This window comes from Zhihengliuella sp. (assembly GCF_031178195.1).
In the GTDB taxonomy this organism is placed as follows: domain Bacteria; phylum Actinomycetota; class Actinomycetes; order Actinomycetales; family Micrococcaceae; genus Zhihengliuella.
This window is the reverse complement of sequence record NZ_JAPSJL010000001.1, coordinates 513713-531545: the sequence shown is the minus strand read 5'-3', so window position 1 is coordinate 531545 and position 17833 is coordinate 513713. Positions and strand designations below refer to the sequence as shown.

Below are 17833 nucleotides of genomic sequence, written 5' to 3'. Positions count from 1 at the left end.
CCTCCGTGGGTAAGTCGCGGCCCAGTCCGCGACGGAGACTACTTTAGTGGGCTGCTCCGACAAACTCGGCTTAAGCCAATGCGCCGACACCTCCTCGCCGTGCCTGTCGTCGCTGCCGTGTGCGCCGAACGCGACGCCGAGCCGAAGCGTCGACGCGCAACCGGTCGGCCGAGGTTCACCGCGATCACTTGGTTCGGATGTCACGTGCTGAGCGTCTCGTCGGCAGTTGACTTGTGGTCCGTCTCGCGCATCGCGACCTTGATTGCCGCGGCAAGTGACTGGGCAAGTGGCGGAGGAACAGCATTCGAGACTTGCTCGACCTGGGACGAGAGGGTTCCCTCCAGAACGAACTCCTCCGGGAATCCCTGAAGGAGCATCGCTTCGTAGATGCTAAGACGGCGGCGGCCCTCCGGGTGTACGTGGATCTCTCGATGGCCGTAGGCGACAGTAGGACTCGGTTTGTCCCATTCCAGTCGACGGAAGCTACGACCTGCGCGATCGGCGCCGCCGGGCTGGCGGAAGCGCTTTGATACCGGGCGCATCGTCCAGTGGTTCTCATGGTGGGGAATAGCTGATTTCTCAAGATCGCGAGCGAAGAACGCTGGGGTGGGAAGATCTCCGATCGCTGAGCGCACCGTGAGCCCACTCGCTTTCACCTTCTCTGGCTTGAATCTCCGGGCCACTTCCTCGTTTCGGAAACCAGAGATGATGACTCGACTCCGAGTCTGGGCGACTCCGTAGTCGAGAGCCGAGTACTCGTTCACATCGGGGGTGAGACCGATTTCCTTGAACTTGGAAAGGATGCCGCGGAACGTCACCGAATGCTTGGCATCACGGATACCTAAAACGTTCTCGAATAGAACGAACGCAACGTCGTACTTTCTCTGAAGCGCCTCGACAATCTGAAGGTAAAGTATGGGTAGCCGGTTGCGTGGGTCGTTTGCGGCCGATCCGGTGTTTGCCCGGGAGAAGCCCTGACACGGCGGCCCACCGATCACCCCGATCGATTCACCTGGATCCAGAAGGTTCTCAAGGTGGGTAAGAATGCCGTCGGGACCGAGATCCTCTAGGTCGGCTGCAACTGACGTCGCTTCCTTGAAGTTCCGCTGGTGAGTTTGGATGGCGGCGGGCGACACGTCGACCGCGAAGGTCAGCGGGAAGCCAGCCCGCTTGAAGCCGAGGTCCAAGCCTCCTGCACCCGAGAAGAGGCTGACGATCTTGGGCAAGACATTTGCAGTCTCCGTGTCCGTACCTGCGACGCGCGCTGTCCGAACAAGTGGCTTCGATGACTCATGCGCTTCGGGAGTCTCGATACGGCTTCTCATGAACCAATTCTAACGTCGAGCGACGACGCGACTTGGTGGCGGCGATGGTGCGCAGAGCATGGTCTCGCCCTACGGGGACGTCGCCCGACGAGGGCGTGGGTCAGGGCTGAATTGCTGCGGCCGTTCCGTCAGTCCGGCGGGACGGCGGGTCTTTGCCCAGACCGTCCGTGGTGCATCCCGTGCTGGCGGGCAAGTGTCGTCACGCTGATGCCTTGCGCACGTGCTGTCGCATAGCGTCCACTTCCTCGGCCGTCGGCGGTGTTCGAGTCCGTTTCCTTGGCCCTGTCGAGGCCGCTATGTCGTTGGGGGTCGTCCTTGTGGTCAGCAACCGTCACTGACCACTGATCCCACGCGGAAACCAGCCTCTCGGCCAATGGTCGCCTGTTCGCACAGTGCTCCATTGCTTCCACCAGTTCCCAGGGCGACGTCCGCATCGCCGCGCTCAGCCGTTCAACCCGAGGACGTCCAGGGTGTCGGCGACGCGCGTGCGCTGCACCTCGGTCAGGCCCTGCAGCGGCAGCGGCAGGCTCCGATGCGGGACCAGCCCCAGCTCCTCGGCGATGGCCGCGATCACGCGCAGGCTGCCGAACTCCGCGAACAGCCTCCAGAGGGGTGCCAGGCGCTCCGACTCGGCCGCAGCGTCCTCCGCCCCGCCATCCTCCGCTTGGCCGTCCCGCGGCCTGTCCTGCTGTGCCCTGCCCTGCTGCGCGGCGCGCATGATCCGCAATGCCGGCTCCGGCAGCGTCCCGGCGAGGACGGAGTACCAGGCGTCACAGCCGGACGCCAGCCCCGCCGCGGCGGAGGCGTCCCCGGAGATGCCGAGCGTGACGTACTCCGGGATCACGGCGCGGATCTGCTCCACCCGGGCCCGCGCCTCGGCGGGGTCCGCGGGCAGCGGAGGGATCTTGATGGACGCGATGCCGGGCAGTTCGGCGATCCGCCCGTAGAGCTCGGTGCTGAACCGGAAGTGCGTGGTCCCCGGGTTGTCGTAGACGACGACGGGCAGGCCGCTGCGCTCCGTGACCGTGCGGAAGAGCTCGAGCACGTCGTCGTCCGTCAGCGGCTGGTAGGAGACCGGCGCCAGGAGGAGGCCGGCCGCTCCGGCCGCGGCGGCGTCGTCCGCGTGGCGCAGGACGTGCGAGGTGCGCAGGGCGCCGATGCCCACGAGGACCGGCGTGCCGTCCGCGTTCTCCACCGCGAGCCGGGCCACGCGGGCCCGCTCCTTGGCCGTGAGGTAGGCGTAGGAGCCGGTGGAGCCGAGCGCGGTGATGGAGTCGACGCCGGAGCCGGCCACCCGCCGGACCAGGCGGGCGAAGGCCGGCTCGTCGAGCCGGTCGCCCGGCAGCGGGGTGAGCGGGAAGGCGCTGAGGCCGGCGAACGGGCTGGTCATGAGAGCTCCTCGACGATGCGGTGCTGGAGGTCGGTCTCGGGGTCCGGGACGGGCTCGCGCCGCCCGCCGCGCTGGGCCCCGGCCCCGGCCGCGACGACGAGCACGATCCCCGCGACCTGCAGCGCCGAGGGGACCTGGTGCAGGACGAGCAGCCCGAGCAGCACGCCGAACGCGGGCTCGAGCGCCATGAGCGTGCCGAACGCCGTGTGCGTCATGCGCCGCAGCGCCAGCATCTCCAGTCCGAACGGCAGCACCGGCGCCAGCAGCGCCAGGCCGGCTGCGGTCAGCAGGACCCAGAGGTCCAGGCTGCCGCCGGCCTCCGGCACGCCGACGAAGGCCGCCATCACCGCGGCGATGGGGATCGTCAGCGAGAGCGAGCTGATGCCGGAGAAGCGGTCGCCGACCTGCTGCGTCAGCAGGATGTAGACGCCCCAGCCGAGGCCGGCCAGCAGGGCGAAGCCCACACCGATCGGATCCACCTCGCCCTGCCACGGCTCGGTGAGCAGGACGACGCCGGCCAGCGCCAGCACCGGCCACGCGAGCATGCGCGGGCTGCGGCTCCGGACGGCGGCGACCGTCAGGGGGCCGAGGAACTCGATCGCCACGGCCGTGCCGAGTGGGATCCGGTCGATCGCGGACAGGAACGCGACGGACATCAGGCAGGAGGCGGCGCCGAGGCCGAGGAGCCCGGGCACATCCCGCCGTCGTACCGACCGCAGCGGGGCGCGCGCGATGAGCAGGAACATGAGCGCGCCCATGGTCAGACGCAGCCACGCGGTGCCCATCGCGCCGACCTGCTCGATGAGTCCCACGGACAGTGCGGAGCTGAGCTGGATCAGCATCATCGCCGCGACCGCCATGGCCCACGGCGGCACCGGCAACCGGTCGGCGCGGGCCGTCCGCCCCCGCATCACGGGGCGCCCACCAGGCGCCGCTGCACGGTCACGGATGCGCCGAGCCGGACGACGGCGGACTCGAGCGCGTCGGCGGCGGCCTCCAGCTCGGCGTCGGACATCGGCCCGAGCGCGTCCAGGATGAAGAACGCGGTGCGCGTCCTCTCGGTCAGGGCGGTGCGGCGGCCCTGACGCCAGTTCCAGCGGCGGCACGTGACGCCGTCGTCGTCGGTCCAGACCACCTCGCCGGGCGACGGGTGCTCGACGACGGACTCGCCGCCGGCGGCCGTGTCGAAGGGCTCATCGCCGGTCGCCCGCACCAGTCGGGCCGGGCCGCGGTACCGGGCGAAGTCCTCGCCGCCGAGCGGCACCTGGTGCAGGACCGAGACCGCGTTGTAGACGTCCGTCAGGGCGTTCACGCGGGGCAGGCCGTCGGGTGCGCGGCGGGTCAGGGCCTCGAGGCTGTTGCGGGTGCGCTGGGGCTTGGCGCCGAACGACCGGTAGGCCTCCCGCCAGGCGGCGATGTGGGGCAGCTCGTCCGGTGCGTGCTCGGCGAGCAAGTCGCGGGCGTGCGCCTCGGCGGCGGCGATGAGCTCGTCGGCGGGATCCGAGCCCGTCCCGGACGGCGCGTCGGGGTCGATGCCCTCGGCGACCAGCAGCATCGCACGGTAGTCGGGGCGCAGGGCGCGCACGGCGGGGTCGACCGTCGCGGCGGCGAGGAACGCGGGGATGGTCTGCTCAGGCATCGGGGTGCTCCGTCCTGCCCGCCACGCCGACGCCGGGCTCGAAGACCGTGAGCGTGAAGCGGGCGGGCTCGTCGTGGGGGTTGGAGTAGGCGTGGGACGCGTCGCCGGGGAAGACGGCGGCGTCGCCGGTCGCCAGCTCGCTGCCGTTCCCGTCGACCTCCAGCCGGATCCGGCCCTGGAGGACCTGCAGGAGCTCGCGGGTCCCGGCCGTGTGGGCCGGGGTCTCGTGGCGCTCGCCGGGGGAGAGGGTCCAGTCCCAGAGTTCGACGACGTCCGGCGGCTCCGTGCCCGCGACCAGCACGCCGCGCCCGCCGTGCTCACCGGTCCACAGCAGGGCGCCCTCGCCGGCGCGGGTGATCTTCACGGTCTTCGAGGTCGGAGGTTCCACCAGGGCGGGGAGTCCGACGCCGAGCGCGTCGCTGATCCGCAGCAGCGAACCGACGCTCGGGTTGACCGCGCCGCTCTCCACGTTGACGAGCATCCGCCGGCTGACGCCCGCTGCGGCGGCGAGCTGGTCCAGGGTGAGCTCGCGGGTGCGGCGCTCCGTCTTGACGCGCGCGCCGATGGCGCGGGCGAGGGATTCTGCGTGGGAGTCCATGAGTGCATCGTAGTGCCTTAAACGGGCATTTGTGTACCCGCTCTGGCCGACACCGGGGTGGCGGCCGATAGGATCGGGTCATGGCACAGCTCGATGACGAACAGACCCAGGAAATCATCGCGCTCGCGATGAACTACGCGCGCAGCGGGGACACCCGCGAGCTCCTCGAATTCTTCGACCACGGGCTCCCGCTCGACGTCCAGGACGGCGAGGGGAACACCGCGCTGATGCTCGCCGCCTACCACGGCCACGCCGAGACCGTCGGCGCGCTGATCGAGCGCGGGGCCGACGTCGACCTGCGCAATCAGCGCGACCAGTCGCCGATCGCCGGGGCCGTCTTCAAGGGCGAGGACGAGATCGTCCGGCTCCTGCGCACCGCCGGCGCCGATCTCGACGCCGGCACGCCCAGCGCCCGCGCCACCGCGGAGATGTTCAACAAGACCGACCTGCTGGCCTGACGGCCGCCCCCGCGAGGCCGGCGCAGCCCGCCGGCTCCGCGGACCCTGAACGACGAACGGCTCGGACACCATTGCTGGTGTCCGAGCCGTTCGTCTCAGGCGGCGCTAGTGGCGATCCGTGGGGATCAGTGCACCGGCTGGTTGTTCGGGTTCGCCTCGAGCTCGTCCAGCGTGCCCGCCTTCAGGGCATCGATGGCCGCGCGAACGCCGGCGCCGTAGGCCGGGTCGGCCTTGGTGCAGTGATCGATGTGCTTGGCGACGATGTGGTCGCTCGCGCCGTCGATCGCCCGCGCCGTGTTGGCGAAGAGGACGCGCTGCTGCTCCGGGGTCATCAGGCGGAACAGGTCGCCCGGCTGCTCGAAGTAGTTGTCGTCGTGCTCGCGGAAGTCGAAGCGGTCCGCCGGGCCGGTGATCGGCAGGGCCGGCTCGGCGTACTGCGGCGAGGTCGGCCAGTTGCCCACCGAGTTCGGGGTGATGCCCGGAACGGCGCCCTGGTTGCCGTCGACGCGGCCCTGGCCGTCGCGGTGGTAGGTGTTGACGACCTTGGCACCGTGCGGGTAGTTGACCGGGATCTGGTGGTGGTTGACGCCCAGGCGGTAACGGGCGGCATCACCGTAGGAGAACAGGCGGCCCTGGAGCATGCGGTCCGGGGAGTAGCCGATGCCCGGGACGACGTTGGCCGGCGTGAAGGCGGCCTGCTCGACGTCCTGGAAGTAGTTCTCCGGGTTGCGGTTGAGCTCGAACTCGCCGACCTCGATCAGCGGGTAGTCCTTCTTGGACCAGACCTTGGTCAGGTCGAACGGGTGGAAGCGGTAGGTCTCCGCCTCGGCCTCCGGCATGACCTGGATGTAGAAGGTCCACTTCGGGTTGTCGCCGCGCTCGATGGCCTCGAACAGGTCGCGCTGGGAGGACTCGCGGTCCTCGGCCACGACCTTGGCGGCCTCGGCGTCGGTCAGGTTCTTGATGCCCTGCTGGGTGCGGAAGTGGAACTTCACGTAGAAGCGCTCGTTGGCCTCGTTGTAGAACGAGTAGGTGTGCGAGCCGAAGCCGTGCATGTGGCGGTAGCCGTCCGGGATGCCGCGGTCGGACATGACGATCGTGATCTGGTGCAGCGCCTCGGGCAGGCTGGTCCAGAAGTCCCAGTTGTTCTCGGCGGAGCGCAGGTTGGTCTTCGGGTCGCGCTTGACGGCGCGGTTCAGGTCCGGGAAGTGGTGCGGATCGCGCATGAAGAAGACCGGCGTGTTGTTGCCGACCATGTCCCAGTTGCCCTCTTCGGTGTAGAAGCGGAGGGCGAAGCCGCGGATGTCGCGCTCGGCGTCGGCCGCGCCGCGCTCGCCGGCGACGGTCGAGAAGCGGGCGAACATGTCGGTCTTCTTGCCGACCTGGTTGAAGATCGCGGCACGCGAGTACTTCGTGATGTCGTTGGTCACCGTGAAGGTGCCGAAGGCGCCGGAGCCCTTGGCGTGCATGCGGCGCTCCGGGATGACCTCGCGGTCGAAGTGGGCGAGCTTCTCCAGGAACCAGACGTCCTGCAGGAGCATCGGGCCGCGCGGGCCGGCGGTGACGGAGTTGTCGTTCTCCGTGACGGGCGCACCGGCCGCGGTGGTCAGCGGCTGGGTGTTGTTGTACTCGGGCATATGTGGGTCTGCCTTTCGATGTCCTGGGGATCCACGATCACTGCGCACGCCCGGAGATCCGGTCTGTGCTTGCTTCGAAACTACCACCCTTTTTGGAATCATTCCAGAAAAGATTCCGGACGACGACGGACCGTTGACAAACGCCGCTCGGGCGCCGACTGTCGGGGCATCGGATCGCCTGCCTGTGGGCGCCGTGCGTCCCCGGGAGGAGTGCTGTGACCAGTCGTTTCACGGAGCTCGCGGTCGACTGCGCCGATCCCGCGAAACTCGCTCGGTTCTGGTGCGAGGTCCTCGACTATACGGTCCACGACGCCGATGACGACCTCGTGACGATCGGTCCCCGCCGGGCTCCCAGTGCATCTCCCGGCGACCTGTCCGGCCCGGTCCCGCCGGTGCTCACGTTCGCGCGGGTGCCCGAGGGCAAGAGGGCCAAGAACAGGATGCACCTCGACGTGAGTCCGAGCGATCGGGACCAGGACCAGGAGGTCCGCCGCCTCCTGGCCCTCGGCGCGGAGCACGTCGACGTCGGCCAGGGCGAGACGAGCTGGGTGGTGTTGGCCGACCCGGAGGGCAACGAGTTCTGCGTGCTGGCGGGCCGCCGCCCCTGACGCCCACCGGGCGCCGCTGCCGCTCGGCTGCGCCGCCGCCTCTCGGCGGTCCTGCCGCTGCAGCGGACTCAGCCCGTGACGCCGAGCCCGTCCAGCGCGTCGAGCCCCAGGAGCAGGCCGATCAGGAACAGCACCAGCGCACCGGTCCCGTTCGCGTGCCGGGAGAGAAACGCCTCGAACCGGCCCAGGAACCGGTCCATCCGCGGGCCCGCGGCCGTCCGGAGGAGCAGCAGAACGGCGGCCGGCAGGATCATCACCGCGCAGTAGAAGACGATGTAGGCGGAGGACGCCGGCCAGGCCGGCCCCTGCGCCGCCACCAGGCCGATGCCCGCCAGATACGGCAGCAGGGTGGCGATTTCGATCGCCACCGCCGCCAGGGCCAAGGCGACGAGGGCCCCCGCGCCTCCGCGCCGAACGCCGGCCGCCGGCCCGCCCCCGACCTCCGGCCCGGCCGCGGCGTCGTCGTCCATCCGTCCGACAGCCCGTGCCCGGAACCGCTGCAGTCACACGGGGATCAGGAGCGTGCCGAAGCTCGTCGAGTCGATGAGTGCGAGCACGGCGAGGACGCCCAGGAGGATCAGGGGGGACCCGGCCGCACCCGCCCCGACCAGGTGGTCCAGTGAGTCCATGCCCGCCAGTCTGCCGGGGCCCGGCCCGGTGGGCATCGCCCGGAAGGCTGATCTTCGGCCGCCCTCCGGGCGCGGCCGGTGGTAGCTTCGCCCGTGTGGCCCAGCAGAGGATCGAGACGCTCGCGCACCTGCGCCGTGCCCGCGATTTCATGGACCGCGAGTACGCCCGGGACCTCGACGTGGCCGCCATCGCCGCCCGCGCGTTCATGTCTCCCGCGCACTTCTCCCGCGAGTTCCGGACCGCCTACGGCGAGACCCCGTACTCCTACCTCGTGACCCGCCGCGTGGAGCGCGCCAAGGCCCTGCTGCGCGCGGGGATGTCCGTCACCGACGCCTGCATGGCGGTGGGGGCGACGTCGCTGGGCTCCTTCAGCTCGAGGTTCACCGCGATCGTGGGGGAGACGCCGAGCGCGTACCGCGCCCGCGAGCACGACGACGTCGAGGCCATGCCCGGGTGCGTGGCGCGGCTGCTGACGCGCCCGGTGCGCCCGGCGCCGGGCGAGGGGAAGCGGACCAGCGGGTCGAGCAGGAATGGAGAAGCACCGTCCGGTGCCGGGCCCTAGCGTGGGGGCCATGAACATCTCACTCCAGTCCTCGCCGATCAACGTCACCGACATCGACGCCGCCGTCGGCTTCTACCGCGACGTCCTGGGCCTCGAGATCACCCTCGACGTCTCCTACGAGGGGAACCGCTGGGTCACCCTCGGCCTGGCCGGACAGCCCGGACTGGGCCTGGTCCTCTTCGAGACCGACGCCGGGCGCTCGCCGGAGGACGGCGAGGCGCTGGCCCGCCTGGTCGCCAAGGGCGCCATGCCGCCGGTCATCCTCACGACGCCGGACCTGGACGCTGTCTACCGGAAGGTCAGGGACGCCGGCGTCGACGTCCTCGAGGAGCCCACCCAGCAGGAGTGGGGTCCGCGGGACTTCGGCCTGCGCGATCCGTCCGGCAACATGCTGCGCATCGCCGAGGCCCAGGCCGCCTCCTGACGCCGGGCCGACGCAGGCTTCCTGCCCCGGTGCGGGGCCATGTTGCGCCGCTCGCCTCGATCGACTGGGATGGGCGCATGGGACCGACAGACGATGGCCAGGAACACGGGCGGCAGCACGCCGGGCGCGAGGAGCAACCCAGCGGTCGCCCTGCACCGGAGGAATGGCGCGGGCTGGTCTCGGCGCTGCTGGGCGATGCATCCCGGATCGCGCTCGCCGAGGTCGCCCTCGGCCGGGCCACCGTCGAGAGCGTCCCCGGACTCACCGCCAGGAAGGCACGTGGGGCCCTGAAGAAGCTCGAGCCGTACACCTACGCCGACGCGGACGGGACGCTCCATCTCGACGACGCCAAGCTCTCCAGCCTCCTCACCGCAGGGCAGACGCCTGCGGGCGGGCGCACCGTCGTCGAACGGTTCACGACCCCCGACGGGCGGCTCCGCGACTACCCGGCCCGGCCGGGCGAACGGCGGGAGCTGCTCGCGCACCTGGCGCACCGGCTGTTCGAGCCGGGCGAGGAGCTCGCCGAGCCGGCGGTCAACGAACGGCTCCGGCGGGTGACCGACGAGCATGCCACCCTGCGGCGGTACCTCGTCGACCTCGGGCTGCTCTCCCGGCTCAAGGACGGAACGGCCTACCGCCTCGACGTCTGAACCGGGGAATGCTCAGGCGTGGGCCGAGCAGTTCGGCTCGAGCGCCCGGAAGCGCTCCGTCTCCAGCTGGAAGGTGGTGTGCTCCACCGAGACCTCAAAATGCTGGGCCACGCAGTCGCGGATGTCGAGCAGGACGTCCGGTGCGTGCCCGTCGTGGAAGCACTCGTCCTTGACCACCACGTGCGCGGAGAGCGTCGGCAGCCCGGTCGCCACCGTGGAGGCGTGGAGGTCGTGGACGTCCTTGACATGATCCAGCGCCAGGATGTGCTGGCGCACCGCGTCCAGATCCAGGTTCGACGGCGTGAACTCCATCAGCACCGCCATGGTCTCGCGCATGATCACCACGGCGCGCGGCACGATCAGGGCGGCGATCAGCAGGCCCGCGAGTGCATCGGCCTGCTGGAAGCCGGTGGTCAGGATGACGATCGCCGCGACGATCACGCCGAGCGAGCCGAGCGCGTCGTTGAGGACCTCCAGGAAGGCCGCGCGCATGTTGAAGTTCGAGGCGCGGCTGGACGCGAGGATCGCCATCGCGACGACGTTGGCGACCAGGCCGAGTACGCCGAACAGCAGTAGCTCGGCCCCGGGGATCTCCGGAGGAGTCCAGAGGCGGCGGACGCCCTCGATCGCGGTGTAGATGCCGACCGCGAGCAGCAGCACCGCCTGGCCCAGGGCCGCCAGGACCTCGACCCGCCGGAACCCCCAGGTGCGCCTGTCGGTGGCGGGCCGGAGCACCAGCGACGAAGCGATGAGCGCCACCAGCAGGCCGGTGGAGTCGGTGATCGCGTGCACGGTGTCCGTGAGCAGCGCCAGGCTGCCCGTGAAGAGCGCGCCGACGAATTGGATCACGACGATCGCCGCCGTCACCCCGAAGGCCCAGGCGAGTCGGCGCTTGTTCGCCCGCGCGTCGGTGCCGGCCCCGCCGGTGTGCTGGTGGCCGTGGTGGTGTCCGGCGCCCATGGTCAGCCTCCGTCCGTCGTGCCGGGGCCGGCCGCCGCCTGAGCGGGGGAGACGCTGGCCGGGTGCATCAGGTGCGCGCACAGCGTCGCCTGCTCGCCCGTGGCCGCGAGCATCGCCTGCGCGCCACGCAGCAGATCCGCCAGCAGAACCGGTTGGGCGAGCGAGAACCAGGACGCGCGTCCCTCGGCCCGCACGGTGGCCAGGCCGCAGCCGCGGAGGCAGGCCAGATGCTTGCTGACGGTCGACTGGGCGAAGCCGAGGTGGTCCACGAGATCGCACACCCGGTGCGGCCCGGTGGAGAGGTGCTGCAGAATGGCCAGGCGGGTGGGGTCCGAGAGCGCATGGAAGAGGTCCGCGTACGCCGCGGCAGCCCCGCCGTCGAGCATGGCGGTCCTGTCCTCGGGCACGGAGACACTGTCCTCGGTCACCAAGGTCGGCATCGTCATGAGACGACGGTATCGCTTTCTAGCGATGAATGACAGGCCGAGCCGATCTTGTCCCCACGTGATGCGCACGGCAGAGTGGCCCCAGGAGGAATCGTGAATCCCATCGGCCAGAACGTCCACTTCATCACCCTGTCCACACCCGATCTGCAGGCTGCGCGCGACTTCTACGTCCGCGGCCTCGGCTGGGAGCCGCTGCTCGACGTGCCGGGGGAGATCGTCTTCTTCCAGATCGCCCCGGGCACCGTCCTCGGCTTGTTCGAGGCCGTGAAGTTCCAGCAGGACCTCGGCCTGGACCGGGAGGCCGCCGCGGGTCCCTCCGGCCTCACGCTGGCCCACAACGTCGGCAGTCGGGCGGAGGTGCGCAGTGTGGTCGCCGCCATGGAGGAGGCCGGCGGGCAGGTGCTCACCCGGCCCGAGGACGGCGCCTTCGGCGGCATCTTCCACGCGCATGTGAGGGATCCCAATGGGGTGATCTGGGAGATCGCGCACAACCCCGGCTGGCGGGTGGCGCAGGACGGCGCGGTGGTCTTCGGCGATCTGCCGCCGGACGACTCCGTGTCCTGACCGCTCTGCCGGCCGCGCTCTGCCCGCGGCGGTCGGGCCGTCACACCCCGGCTACAGCCGTTCCTGCGGCCGGCCCGGGGTGGCGAGCATGATGGCAGCGGCCTCCTCGACCGTCTCGACCAGGTGGATCCGGTCCTCCATGGGCCGTCCTGCGGCGAGTGCGCGGAGCAGCGGCCAGGCGGGGAGGCGCTCCGTCCAGTACTCGCGCCCGATCAGCACCATCGGCGCCACGGAGTCCTCGGAGGCGTAGTAGTTCTCGCAGGCGTCCTGGAAGATCTCCTGCACGGTCCCGCCGGCGCCGGGCAGGAACGCGATGCCGCGGTTGCACAGCTGCAGCAGGATCGCCTCCCGCTGCGCGTTCCGGAAGAACTTGGCCACGGCGGTCGCGAACAGATTCGGTGGCTCGTGGCCGTAGTGCCACGTGGGGATGCCGAGCGACTCGACCGGCTCCGGGCACAGCTCCAGCGCTCGGCGCGCCGACGCGACCCACGCGTCGATGGACGGCCGGAACGACGCCGTCTCGGCCACCCGTTCCAGGGCCGCCGCGAGCGCGTCCGGGCCGGAGCCCGCGAACCGCGCGCCGAGGTTGGCAGCCTCCATGGCGCCCGGCCCGCCGCCCGTGGCGACCGTCAGCCGGGACCCGAGCTCGTACCCGAGCCGCGCGGCGTCGTCGTACGCGCGGCTCCCGCGGTCGGCGGCGTGGCCGCCCATGAGCCCGGCGAGCTCCCGTCCCTCCGCCCACTCGCCGAGTGCCACGTCCACCGCATGGTCGTGCAGCGTCTGGGCGATCGCGGCGTCGGGCTGGACGTCCTCCTGCTGCCAGGCGTAGGTCCGGCCGTCCAACGTGTGCCGGTAGTCCGGGGAGTCGTAGAGCTCGTCCGGCGAGTAGAGCGTCGCGCGGCGCGGATCCACCGGCGCGACGCCGACGGCCGGCAGGACCAGCGCACCGCGGCGGAGGTGCTCGGCCTCGTCGCCGGGGGCGAGGCCGCAGCCGGCGAACGTGGTCCGAGAGGTGTCGCAGCGGGCCAGGGTCGCCGAGTGCCGGCGGAGGTCCAGGCCGACGAGGCGCCAGCCCGTGAGATCGCGGGTGCCGCGGGACAGGCGGCGGTCCAGCTCCGTGAGGGATTCGACGAGGACGAATCGTCCGCGGGTGGGCTTCATCCCTCCAGTATGGGAGAGGTGCGCCAGGTCTGGTCTCAGCACGCGTGCGGCGGCTGATTCCTATGCGGGTCCCGGCATATTCATTCGGGAAACTCCAGGGCACGGATAAAACCAACCGATCGGCCGGGCGGTGGAATGGTATCCAGAAGTGGATCAGGGGGCGCGGTATCGGCGAGGGGATGGACATATCGATACCGCAACAATGAATCGGTCCAAGTGACCGCCTCTCCCGCGCTGCGCCGACGCTTCGGGCGGATCGCAGCTCTCGGGGTCAAAGATCAGATACGCATCTGACTAGGGTTTTTCCTGCCCCGATCACCTGCGCCGGCGTTCGCCGCGGTCTCGCCCGGCGGCCCTCCACAGGCTCGGGGGACTCGATGTCCGGGAGCGTCGTGTTGCCCTACGCTGGAGACCATGCGCATGCTCCTGAAGGCCGCCACGGGCGCCATCGCCGCCGCAGCCTTCGCGGTGCTGTCGGTGGCTCCCGCTCACGCGGGCCCGACGGTCGGGGAGTCTGGTTCCACGATGACGGGACACATCGGCATGGCCCACTCGATCTCCGCCACCCCCGGAGCCGCACCGGCCGAGGGCGCCGGTGCGCAGACCGAGGGCACCCTCCGCGTCGCCACCTTCAACGCCTCCCTCTACCGCGAGCGGGAGGGCGAGCTGGCCCGCGACCTCTCGACCGGGGACGACCAGGCCCAGGCCGTCGCGGAGATCATCCAGCGCACGGCTCCGGACATCGTGCTGCTGAACGAGTTCGACTACGACGAGTCGGGCGAGTCCGCGGAAGTGTTCCGGGATGGCTACCTCGCCGTGAGCCAGAACGGCCAGCCGGCGCAGGACTACCCCTACCTGTACGTCGCCGCCTCGAACACGGGGCTACAGACCGGAGCCGATCTCAACCAGGACGGGACCGTCGGCGGCCCGGACGACGCGTACGGGTACGGCGAGTTCGAGGGCCAGTACGGCATGGTCCTCTACTCCAAGCATCCGATCCTGACGGACCAGGTCCGCACGTTCCAGAACTTCCGCTGGCAGGACATGCCGGGGAACCTGCTGCCGACCGACTACTACGGTCCGCTGGTCAGCGGCATGCTGCGCCTGAGCAGCAAGAACCACTGGGATGTCCCGGTCTCCGTGGACGGGCGGACCCTCCACGTGATCGCGGCCCACCCCACGCCCCCTGCCTTCGACGGCGAGGAGCAGCGCAATGCCCGCCGCAACCACGACGAGATCCGCTTCATCGCGGACTATGTCTCCGGCGGTTCCGCGGCTGAGTACATCTACGACGACGACGGTGCCACCGGCGGGCTGCCGGCCGACGCCGACTTCGTGATCCTGGGCGACCTCAACGCCGACCCGAACCGCGGCGACTCCTACGATAACGCGGCCGAGCACGTCACCGGGCACCCGCTCGTGACCGATCCGGAGCCGCGCCGCACCCCGCTCCCCGCGCAGGAGCGTGGCGGCCTCGGCCGCTATCTGGAGCTGCCGGGGACATCGTCCGGGGCGGCCGACGCGGGGAGCGACCCCTCGCGGATGCTCGGCACCGCCGATTTCGGATCCGAGACCGGGACGCTCCGCGTCGACTACGTCCTGCCGTCCAAGACGCTCGTCGTCGCCGGCTCCGGGATCTTCTGGCCGAATCCGGGCCAGCCCGGGTCCCAGCTGGTCGCCATGGACCCGCCGCGCAGCAGCGACCACTGGTTGGTCTGGGCAGACGTGCGCACCGCGTCCTAGAGTGGGGCGCGTGAAGGACAAACTCCCCGACGTCATCCTCGGCCCGGACGGCAAGCCGGTCGCCGGTGTCCAGGGCGCCATCCTCAAGGCCCTCGGCGTGCAGCGGCCGCTCGTCGTGAAGTACCTCGACCGGCAGCGCCGCAAGCACCCCGGTGCCTCGGCCCACGAGCTCGCCGCCCTCATCGAGCGCGACTACCGCCGTGCCGTCACCGGCGGGGGCGCAGCGATCGGTGCGACGGCGGCGGTCCCGGGCATCGGCACGGTCACCTCGCTCAGCCTGTCGGCGGCCGCGACCGTCGGCTTCCTCGAGGCCAGCGCGCTGTACGCGCAGTCCCTCGCCGAGCTCCACGGCATCAGCACGGAGGACCCCGAGAAGGCCAGGGTCCTCGTGATGGCCGTCATCATGGGGGACGAGGGGAGCTCCCTGATCGCATCGCTCACCCACCAGGCCGCCGGGCGCGGCGCCGGCCCCGTCCAGGGGTGGGGCTCGGTCTTCGGATCGGCCTCGCAGAAGGGCCTCTGGGGCGGGATCGCCTCCAAGCTGCAGAAGCGGTTCCTGCGCCGGCTCGTCGCCACCCAGGGCGCCAGCACGCTCGGCCGCGTGGTGCCCTTCGGCATCGGCGCCGCGATCGGCGGCGTCGGCAACCACCTCCTGGCCAAGAAGGTCATCGAGACGGCCCGCGAGGCCTTCGCGACCCTCCCGGAGACCATCCCGGCCGACGTCATCGACGGGCGCCCGGCCGCCCCGGGCGCCGACCGCGGGCTCGACCCCTCGGCGGAGGTCGAGCGCGAGATCGAGGCCGAGCGACGCCGTCGCGCGGGGGAATCCGACTAGCAACTGGACGTTCCCCGCGATTTCACGCGGCCGTCTGCCCCGCCCCGGGGCCCGCGCGTACTCTGGGGGCATGTTCACCGTTTACGCGCACCGGGGCTCCAGCGGGACCTACCCCGAGCACACGCGGGCCGCGTACCTGCACGCGCTGGCCGAGGGTGCCGACGGCATCGAGACCGACGTCCACCTCACCTCCGACGACGTCCTGGTCTGCTTCCACGACTCGACGGTCGACCGCACCTCGAGCGGCTCGGGCCCCATCTCCGGGATGACGCTCGCGGAAATCCGCGCCCTCGACGTCGTCTCCTGGGCCGGGGCCACCGTCCCCGAGCAGTACGGCAGCAGCCGCGAGCAGGTGGTGACGCTCGAGGAGCTGATCACCATGATGCGCCGCGTCCCGCACGAACTCGGCCTGGCGATCGAGCTGAAGCATCCGAGCCCCTTCGGCCGCCGACTCGAGGAGAAGGTCCTCTCCCTGCTCATGGACCTCGGCTGGGACCCGGAGACCTCCCGCATCGGCAACGTCCGCGTCTCCCTGATGAGTTTCGACCCCGCCGCGATCGACTACCTGCTGGAGACGATCCCGGGCTACCACCTCTGCATGCTCGTGACCGTGCTGGAGCAGGAGCAGCAGAGCGGACTGGGCCTCATCACGCGCAACGCCATCCGCTACGTCATGGGCCGGATCCACGGCGGGGCGATGGAGCGCCTCGACTCCGGCGCCGTCGGACTGGCGGGCCCCGGCGTCGCCTACGCCCGCAAGTACCCGGAGCGCGTGCGCGGCTGGCTCGAGCGCGGGCTGCGCGGCCGCGCCTGGACCGTCAACACGGTCGAGGACGCGCAGTTCCTCGCGGGGCTCGGGTTCACCGAGTTCACCAGCGACTTCCCCGCCCTGATCAAGGGGTACTTCGCGAATAAGCTGGAGGCATGCAGCTGAAGCCACCCACCCCGGCCGTGCGGATCGGCCTCTCGGTCGCGCTCGCGACGGGGTTGTACGGGATCTCGTTCGGTGCGCTCGCCGTCGCGGCCGGGCTGAGCGTCTGGCAGGCGGTCGCCCTGAGCGCCCTGATGTTCACAGGCGGCAGCCAGTTCGCCTTCATCGGCGTGATCGCCGGCGCCGGGGCCGGCGGGGCGGCCTTCGGGGCGGCGACGCTGCTCGGCGTCCGCAACGCCGTCTATGGGATGCAGATGAACGTCATGCTGCGGCCCCGCCGTTGGCGCCGTTTCGCCGCGGCGCACGTGACCATCGACGAGTCCGTCGCCGTCGCGGCCAGTCAGACCGATCCGGCGGAGGAGCGCCGCGGGTTCTGGGTCGCCGGCCTCGGCGTCTTCGTGCTCTGGAACCTCTTCACGGTCGCCGGCGCACTCCTCGGCGACGCGCTCGGGGACCCGGCGGCCTGGGGGCTCGACGGCGCCGCGGTCGCCGCGTTCCTGGGCCTCCTGTGGCCGCGGCTCAAGGGCCGCGACCCGGTGGCGCTCGCCGTCGTCTGCGCCGTCGTCACCGTGCTCGCCGTGCCGTTCGTCCCGGCGGGCGTCCCGATCCTCCTCGCCGCGCTCGCCGCGGCGGCGTGGGGCTGGGCCGACCGGCGCACCGCCCCGGTGGTCCCGGCGACGGACGACGGCGGGGGCAGCGGCACCGGCGGCGGCCCCGGCGGCGGCATCGCCGCGGCGGCGCGCGACGGCGATCCCTCCGCAGGGGGCGGTGCGGACCGGGAACCGTCTCCGCCGCGGGATCCCTGCCTCAACGGACGACCGGACGGGCGGGGCGAGTGATGGACGGCCTCTGGATCTGGATCATCGTCGCCTGTGCCGCCGCGTATGCCACCAAGCTGCTGGGGTACCTGGTGCCCTCGCGCCTGCTGGACAATCCGCGGATGCTGCGCGTCGCCGGGGCGGTCACGATCGGCCTGCTCGCCTCGCTGACCGCGGTCAATACGTTCGCCTCGGGCCAGGCCGTGGTGGTGGACGCCCGCATCGCGGCGCTGGCAGCGGCAGCCGTCGCCCTGCTCCTCCGGGCGCCGTTCCTGGTGGTGGTGATCGTCGGCGCCGCGGCCGCAGCCGGCACCCGCCTGCTCGGCTGGGGCTGACCAGGAGCGACGGCGGGACGGAGCCGGGGGACGGAACCAGGAGACGGAGCCGGGGGCGGAACCGTGCACCGATTTCCCGGCACGCATGATGTGGATCACATTTCCTCCACACTTTCCCG

At 71.1% G+C, this 17833-nt stretch carries 22 protein-coding genes; 11 read left to right on the top strand and 11 right to left on the bottom strand.

Going from position 1 to position 17833, the window contains the following annotated elements; all coding sequences use genetic code 11:
- Nucleotides 1–200 precede the first annotated feature (200 nt).
- The 5 genes from RIN46_RS02380 to RIN46_RS02360 form a co-directional block, all read right to left on the bottom strand.
- Nucleotides 201–1325 carry a DNA cytosine methyltransferase gene (locus RIN46_RS02380; protein ID WP_309081325.1) on the bottom strand — a complete coding sequence of 375 codons (1125 nt, stop codon included), beginning with the start codon at nt 1323–1325 and terminating at the stop codon, nt 201–203.
- 442 nt (nt 1326–1767) lie between these two features.
- Complete coding sequence (locus RIN46_RS02375) at nt 1768–2715, bottom strand: dihydrodipicolinate synthase family protein (protein ID WP_309081326.1); 948 nt, start codon at nt 2713–2715, stop codon at nt 1768–1770.
- On the bottom strand, nt 2712–3626 hold the full coding sequence (locus RIN46_RS02370; protein WP_309081327.1) for an EamA family transporter: 915 nt from the start codon (nt 3624–3626) through the stop codon (nt 2712–2714). Before RIN46_RS02370 ends, RIN46_RS02375 begins: the two co-directional genes overlap by 4 nt.
- Nucleotides 3626–4354 carry a phenylalanine--tRNA ligase beta subunit-related protein gene (locus RIN46_RS02365; RefSeq protein ID WP_309081328.1) on the bottom strand — a complete coding sequence of 243 codons (729 nt, stop codon included), beginning with the start codon at nt 4352–4354 and terminating at the stop codon, nt 3626–3628. Before RIN46_RS02365 ends, RIN46_RS02370 begins: the two co-directional genes overlap by 1 nt.
- Nucleotides 4347–4952 carry an XRE family transcriptional regulator gene (locus tag RIN46_RS02360; protein WP_309081329.1) on the bottom strand — a complete coding sequence of 202 codons (606 nt, stop codon included), beginning with the start codon at nt 4950–4952 and terminating at the stop codon, nt 4347–4349. The genes RIN46_RS02365 and RIN46_RS02360 overlap by 8 nt, the downstream gene beginning before the upstream one ends.
- An 80-nt stretch (nt 4953–5032) precedes the next feature.
- On the opposite strand from RIN46_RS02360, the gene RIN46_RS02355 reads away from it, so the two are divergent.
- Nucleotides 5033–5410 carry an ankyrin repeat domain-containing protein gene (locus RIN46_RS02355; RefSeq protein ID WP_309081330.1) on the top strand — a complete coding sequence of 126 codons (378 nt, stop codon included), beginning with the start codon at nt 5033–5035 and terminating at the stop codon, nt 5408–5410.
- Nucleotides 5411–5535: 125 nt separating this feature from the next.
- Here the strand turns inward: RIN46_RS02355 and RIN46_RS02350 are convergent, their stop codons facing one another.
- Entirely contained in the window at nt 5536–7047 is a 1512-nt protein-coding gene (locus tag RIN46_RS02350) for a catalase (protein ID WP_309081331.1), read from the bottom strand.
- Nucleotides 7048–7262: 215 nt separating this feature from the next.
- Here RIN46_RS02350 and RIN46_RS02345 point away from each other — a divergent pair, with 215 nt between their 5' ends.
- Entirely contained in the window at nt 7263–7655 is a 393-nt protein-coding gene (locus RIN46_RS02345) for a VOC family protein (protein WP_309081332.1), read from the top strand.
- A gap of 68 nt (nt 7656–7723) precedes the next feature.
- On the opposite strand, the gene RIN46_RS02340 is transcribed toward RIN46_RS02345, so the two are convergent.
- Both RIN46_RS02340 and RIN46_RS02335 read right to left on the bottom strand, forming a co-directional pair.
- On the bottom strand, nt 7724–8125 hold the full coding sequence (locus RIN46_RS02340) for a GAP family protein (RefSeq protein ID WP_309081333.1): 402 nt from the start codon (nt 8123–8125) through the stop codon (nt 7724–7726).
- A gap of 33 nt (nt 8126–8158) precedes the next feature.
- Nucleotides 8159–8284 carry a hypothetical protein gene (locus tag RIN46_RS02335; RefSeq protein ID WP_309081334.1) on the bottom strand — a complete coding sequence of 42 codons (126 nt, stop codon included), beginning with the start codon at nt 8282–8284 and terminating at the stop codon, nt 8159–8161.
- A gap of 149 nt (nt 8285–8433) precedes the next feature.
- Here RIN46_RS02335 and RIN46_RS02330 point away from each other — a divergent pair, with 149 nt between their 5' ends.
- The 3 genes from RIN46_RS02330 (at nt 8434) to RIN46_RS02320 (ending at nt 9921) form a co-directional block, all read left to right on the top strand.
- Nucleotides 8434–8847: a helix-turn-helix transcriptional regulator gene (locus RIN46_RS02330; protein ID WP_309081478.1), complete on the top strand. Its 414-nt coding sequence runs from the start codon at nt 8434–8436 to the stop codon at nt 8845–8847.
- Nucleotides 8848–8857: 10 nt separating this feature from the next.
- Nucleotides 8858–9271, top strand: a complete 414-nt coding sequence (locus RIN46_RS02325; RefSeq protein WP_309081335.1) for a VOC family protein — start codon at nt 8858–8860, stop codon at nt 9269–9271.
- Nucleotides 9272–9348: 77 nt separating this feature from the next.
- Nucleotides 9349–9921, top strand: coding sequence for a DUF2087 domain-containing protein (locus tag RIN46_RS02320; protein WP_309081336.1), 573 nt, complete (start codon nt 9349–9351; stop codon nt 9919–9921).
- A 12-nt stretch (nt 9922–9933) separates the two neighbouring features.
- On the opposite strand, the gene RIN46_RS02315 is transcribed toward RIN46_RS02320, so the two are convergent.
- A complete protein-coding gene (locus tag RIN46_RS02315) occupies nt 9934–10881 on the bottom strand; it encodes a cation diffusion facilitator family transporter (protein ID WP_309081337.1) in 948 nt (315 codons plus the stop codon).
- A 2-nt stretch (nt 10882–10883) separates the two neighbouring features.
- A complete protein-coding gene (locus RIN46_RS02310) occupies nt 10884–11267 on the bottom strand; it encodes a metalloregulator ArsR/SmtB family transcription factor (RefSeq protein ID WP_309081479.1) in 384 nt (127 codons plus the stop codon).
- Nucleotides 11268–11420: 153 nt separating this feature from the next.
- Between RIN46_RS02310 and RIN46_RS02305 the strand changes: the two genes are divergently transcribed.
- Nucleotides 11421–11891 (top strand): VOC family protein, encoded by a 471-nt coding sequence (locus RIN46_RS02305; protein WP_309081338.1) that lies wholly within the window; start codon nt 11421–11423, stop codon nt 11889–11891.
- Between the two features lie 51 nt (nt 11892–11942).
- Here the strand turns inward: RIN46_RS02305 and RIN46_RS02300 are convergent, their stop codons facing one another.
- Nucleotides 11943–13052 (bottom strand): Rossmann fold nucleotide-binding protein, encoded by a 1110-nt coding sequence (locus RIN46_RS02300; protein ID WP_309081339.1) that lies wholly within the window; start codon nt 13050–13052, stop codon nt 11943–11945.
- Between the two features lie 414 nt (nt 13053–13466).
- On the opposite strand from RIN46_RS02300, the gene RIN46_RS02295 reads away from it, so the two are divergent.
- The 5 genes from RIN46_RS02295 (at nt 13467) to RIN46_RS02275 (ending at nt 17714) form a co-directional block, all read left to right on the top strand.
- Nucleotides 13467–14795 carry an endonuclease/exonuclease/phosphatase family protein gene (locus tag RIN46_RS02295; RefSeq protein WP_309081340.1) on the top strand — a complete coding sequence of 443 codons (1329 nt, stop codon included), beginning with the start codon at nt 13467–13469 and terminating at the stop codon, nt 14793–14795.
- A 10-nt stretch (nt 14796–14805) separates the two neighbouring features.
- A complete protein-coding gene (locus RIN46_RS02290; protein WP_309081341.1) occupies nt 14806–15630 on the top strand; it encodes a hypothetical protein in 825 nt (274 codons plus the stop codon).
- A 70-nt stretch (nt 15631–15700) separates the two neighbouring features.
- Nucleotides 15701–16564 carry a glycerophosphodiester phosphodiesterase family protein gene (locus tag RIN46_RS02285; RefSeq protein WP_309081342.1) on the top strand — a complete coding sequence of 288 codons (864 nt, stop codon included), beginning with the start codon at nt 15701–15703 and terminating at the stop codon, nt 16562–16564.
- The gene (locus RIN46_RS02280) at nt 16555–17400 is read left to right on the top strand and encodes an AzlC family ABC transporter permease (RefSeq protein WP_309081343.1); all 846 of its coding nucleotides are present in this window, start codon (nt 16555–16557) and stop codon (nt 17398–17400) included. Before RIN46_RS02285 ends, RIN46_RS02280 begins: the two co-directional genes overlap by 10 nt.
- Nucleotides 17400–17714 (top strand): AzlD domain-containing protein, encoded by a 315-nt coding sequence (locus tag RIN46_RS02275; RefSeq protein ID WP_309081344.1) that lies wholly within the window; start codon nt 17400–17402, stop codon nt 17712–17714. The genes RIN46_RS02280 and RIN46_RS02275 overlap by 1 nt, the downstream gene beginning before the upstream one ends.
- Nucleotides 17715–17833: the final 119 nt, after the last annotated feature.

Bases quoted from the DNA above. Each gene is read 5' to 3' on its own strand.
- RIN46_RS02380 (WP_309081325.1), bottom strand. From the start codon at position 1,325: ATGAGAAGCCGTATCGAGACTCCCGAAGCGCATGAGTCATCGAAGCCA.
- RIN46_RS02375 (WP_309081326.1), bottom strand. From the start codon at position 2,715: ATGACCAGCCCGTTCGCCGGCCTCAGCGCCTTCCCGCTCACCCCGCTG.
- RIN46_RS02370 (WP_309081327.1), bottom strand. From the start codon at position 3,626: ATGCGGGGGCGGACGGCCCGCGCCGACCGGTTGCCGGTGCCGCCGTGG.
- RIN46_RS02365 (WP_309081328.1), bottom strand. From the start codon at position 4,354: ATGCCTGAGCAGACCATCCCCGCGTTCCTCGCCGCCGCGACGGTCGAC.
- RIN46_RS02360 (WP_309081329.1), bottom strand. From the start codon at position 4,952: ATGGACTCCCACGCAGAATCCCTCGCCCGCGCCATCGGCGCGCGCGTC.
- RIN46_RS02355 (WP_309081330.1), top strand. From the start codon at position 5,033: ATGGCACAGCTCGATGACGAACAGACCCAGGAAATCATCGCGCTCGCG.
- RIN46_RS02350 (WP_309081331.1), bottom strand. From the start codon at position 7,047: ATGCCCGAGTACAACAACACCCAGCCGCTGACCACCGCGGCCGGTGCG.
- RIN46_RS02340 (WP_309081333.1), bottom strand. From the start codon at position 8,125: ATGGACGACGACGCCGCGGCCGGGCCGGAGGTCGGGGGCGGGCCGGCG.
- RIN46_RS02335 (WP_309081334.1), bottom strand. From the start codon at position 8,284: ATGGACTCACTGGACCACCTGGTCGGGGCGGGTGCGGCCGGGTCCCCC.
- RIN46_RS02330 (WP_309081478.1), top strand. From the start codon at position 8,434: ATGGACCGCGAGTACGCCCGGGACCTCGACGTGGCCGCCATCGCCGCC.
- RIN46_RS02325 (WP_309081335.1), top strand. From the start codon at position 8,858: ATGAACATCTCACTCCAGTCCTCGCCGATCAACGTCACCGACATCGAC.
- RIN46_RS02320 (WP_309081336.1), top strand. From the start codon at position 9,349: ATGGGACCGACAGACGATGGCCAGGAACACGGGCGGCAGCACGCCGGG.
- RIN46_RS02315 (WP_309081337.1), bottom strand. From the start codon at position 10,881: ATGGGCGCCGGACACCACCACGGCCACCAGCACACCGGCGGGGCCGGC.
- RIN46_RS02310 (WP_309081479.1), bottom strand. From the start codon at position 11,267: ATGCTCGACGGCGGGGCTGCCGCGGCGTACGCGGACCTCTTCCATGCG.
- RIN46_RS02300 (WP_309081339.1), bottom strand. From the start codon at position 13,052: ATGAAGCCCACCCGCGGACGATTCGTCCTCGTCGAATCCCTCACGGAG.
- RIN46_RS02295 (WP_309081340.1), top strand. From the start codon at position 13,467: ATGCGCATGCTCCTGAAGGCCGCCACGGGCGCCATCGCCGCCGCAGCC.
- RIN46_RS02285 (WP_309081342.1), top strand. From the start codon at position 15,701: ATGTTCACCGTTTACGCGCACCGGGGCTCCAGCGGGACCTACCCCGAG.
- RIN46_RS02280 (WP_309081343.1), top strand. From the start codon at position 16,555: ATGCAGCTGAAGCCACCCACCCCGGCCGTGCGGATCGGCCTCTCGGTC.
- RIN46_RS02275 (WP_309081344.1), top strand. From the start codon at position 17,400: ATGGACGGCCTCTGGATCTGGATCATCGTCGCCTGTGCCGCCGCGTAT.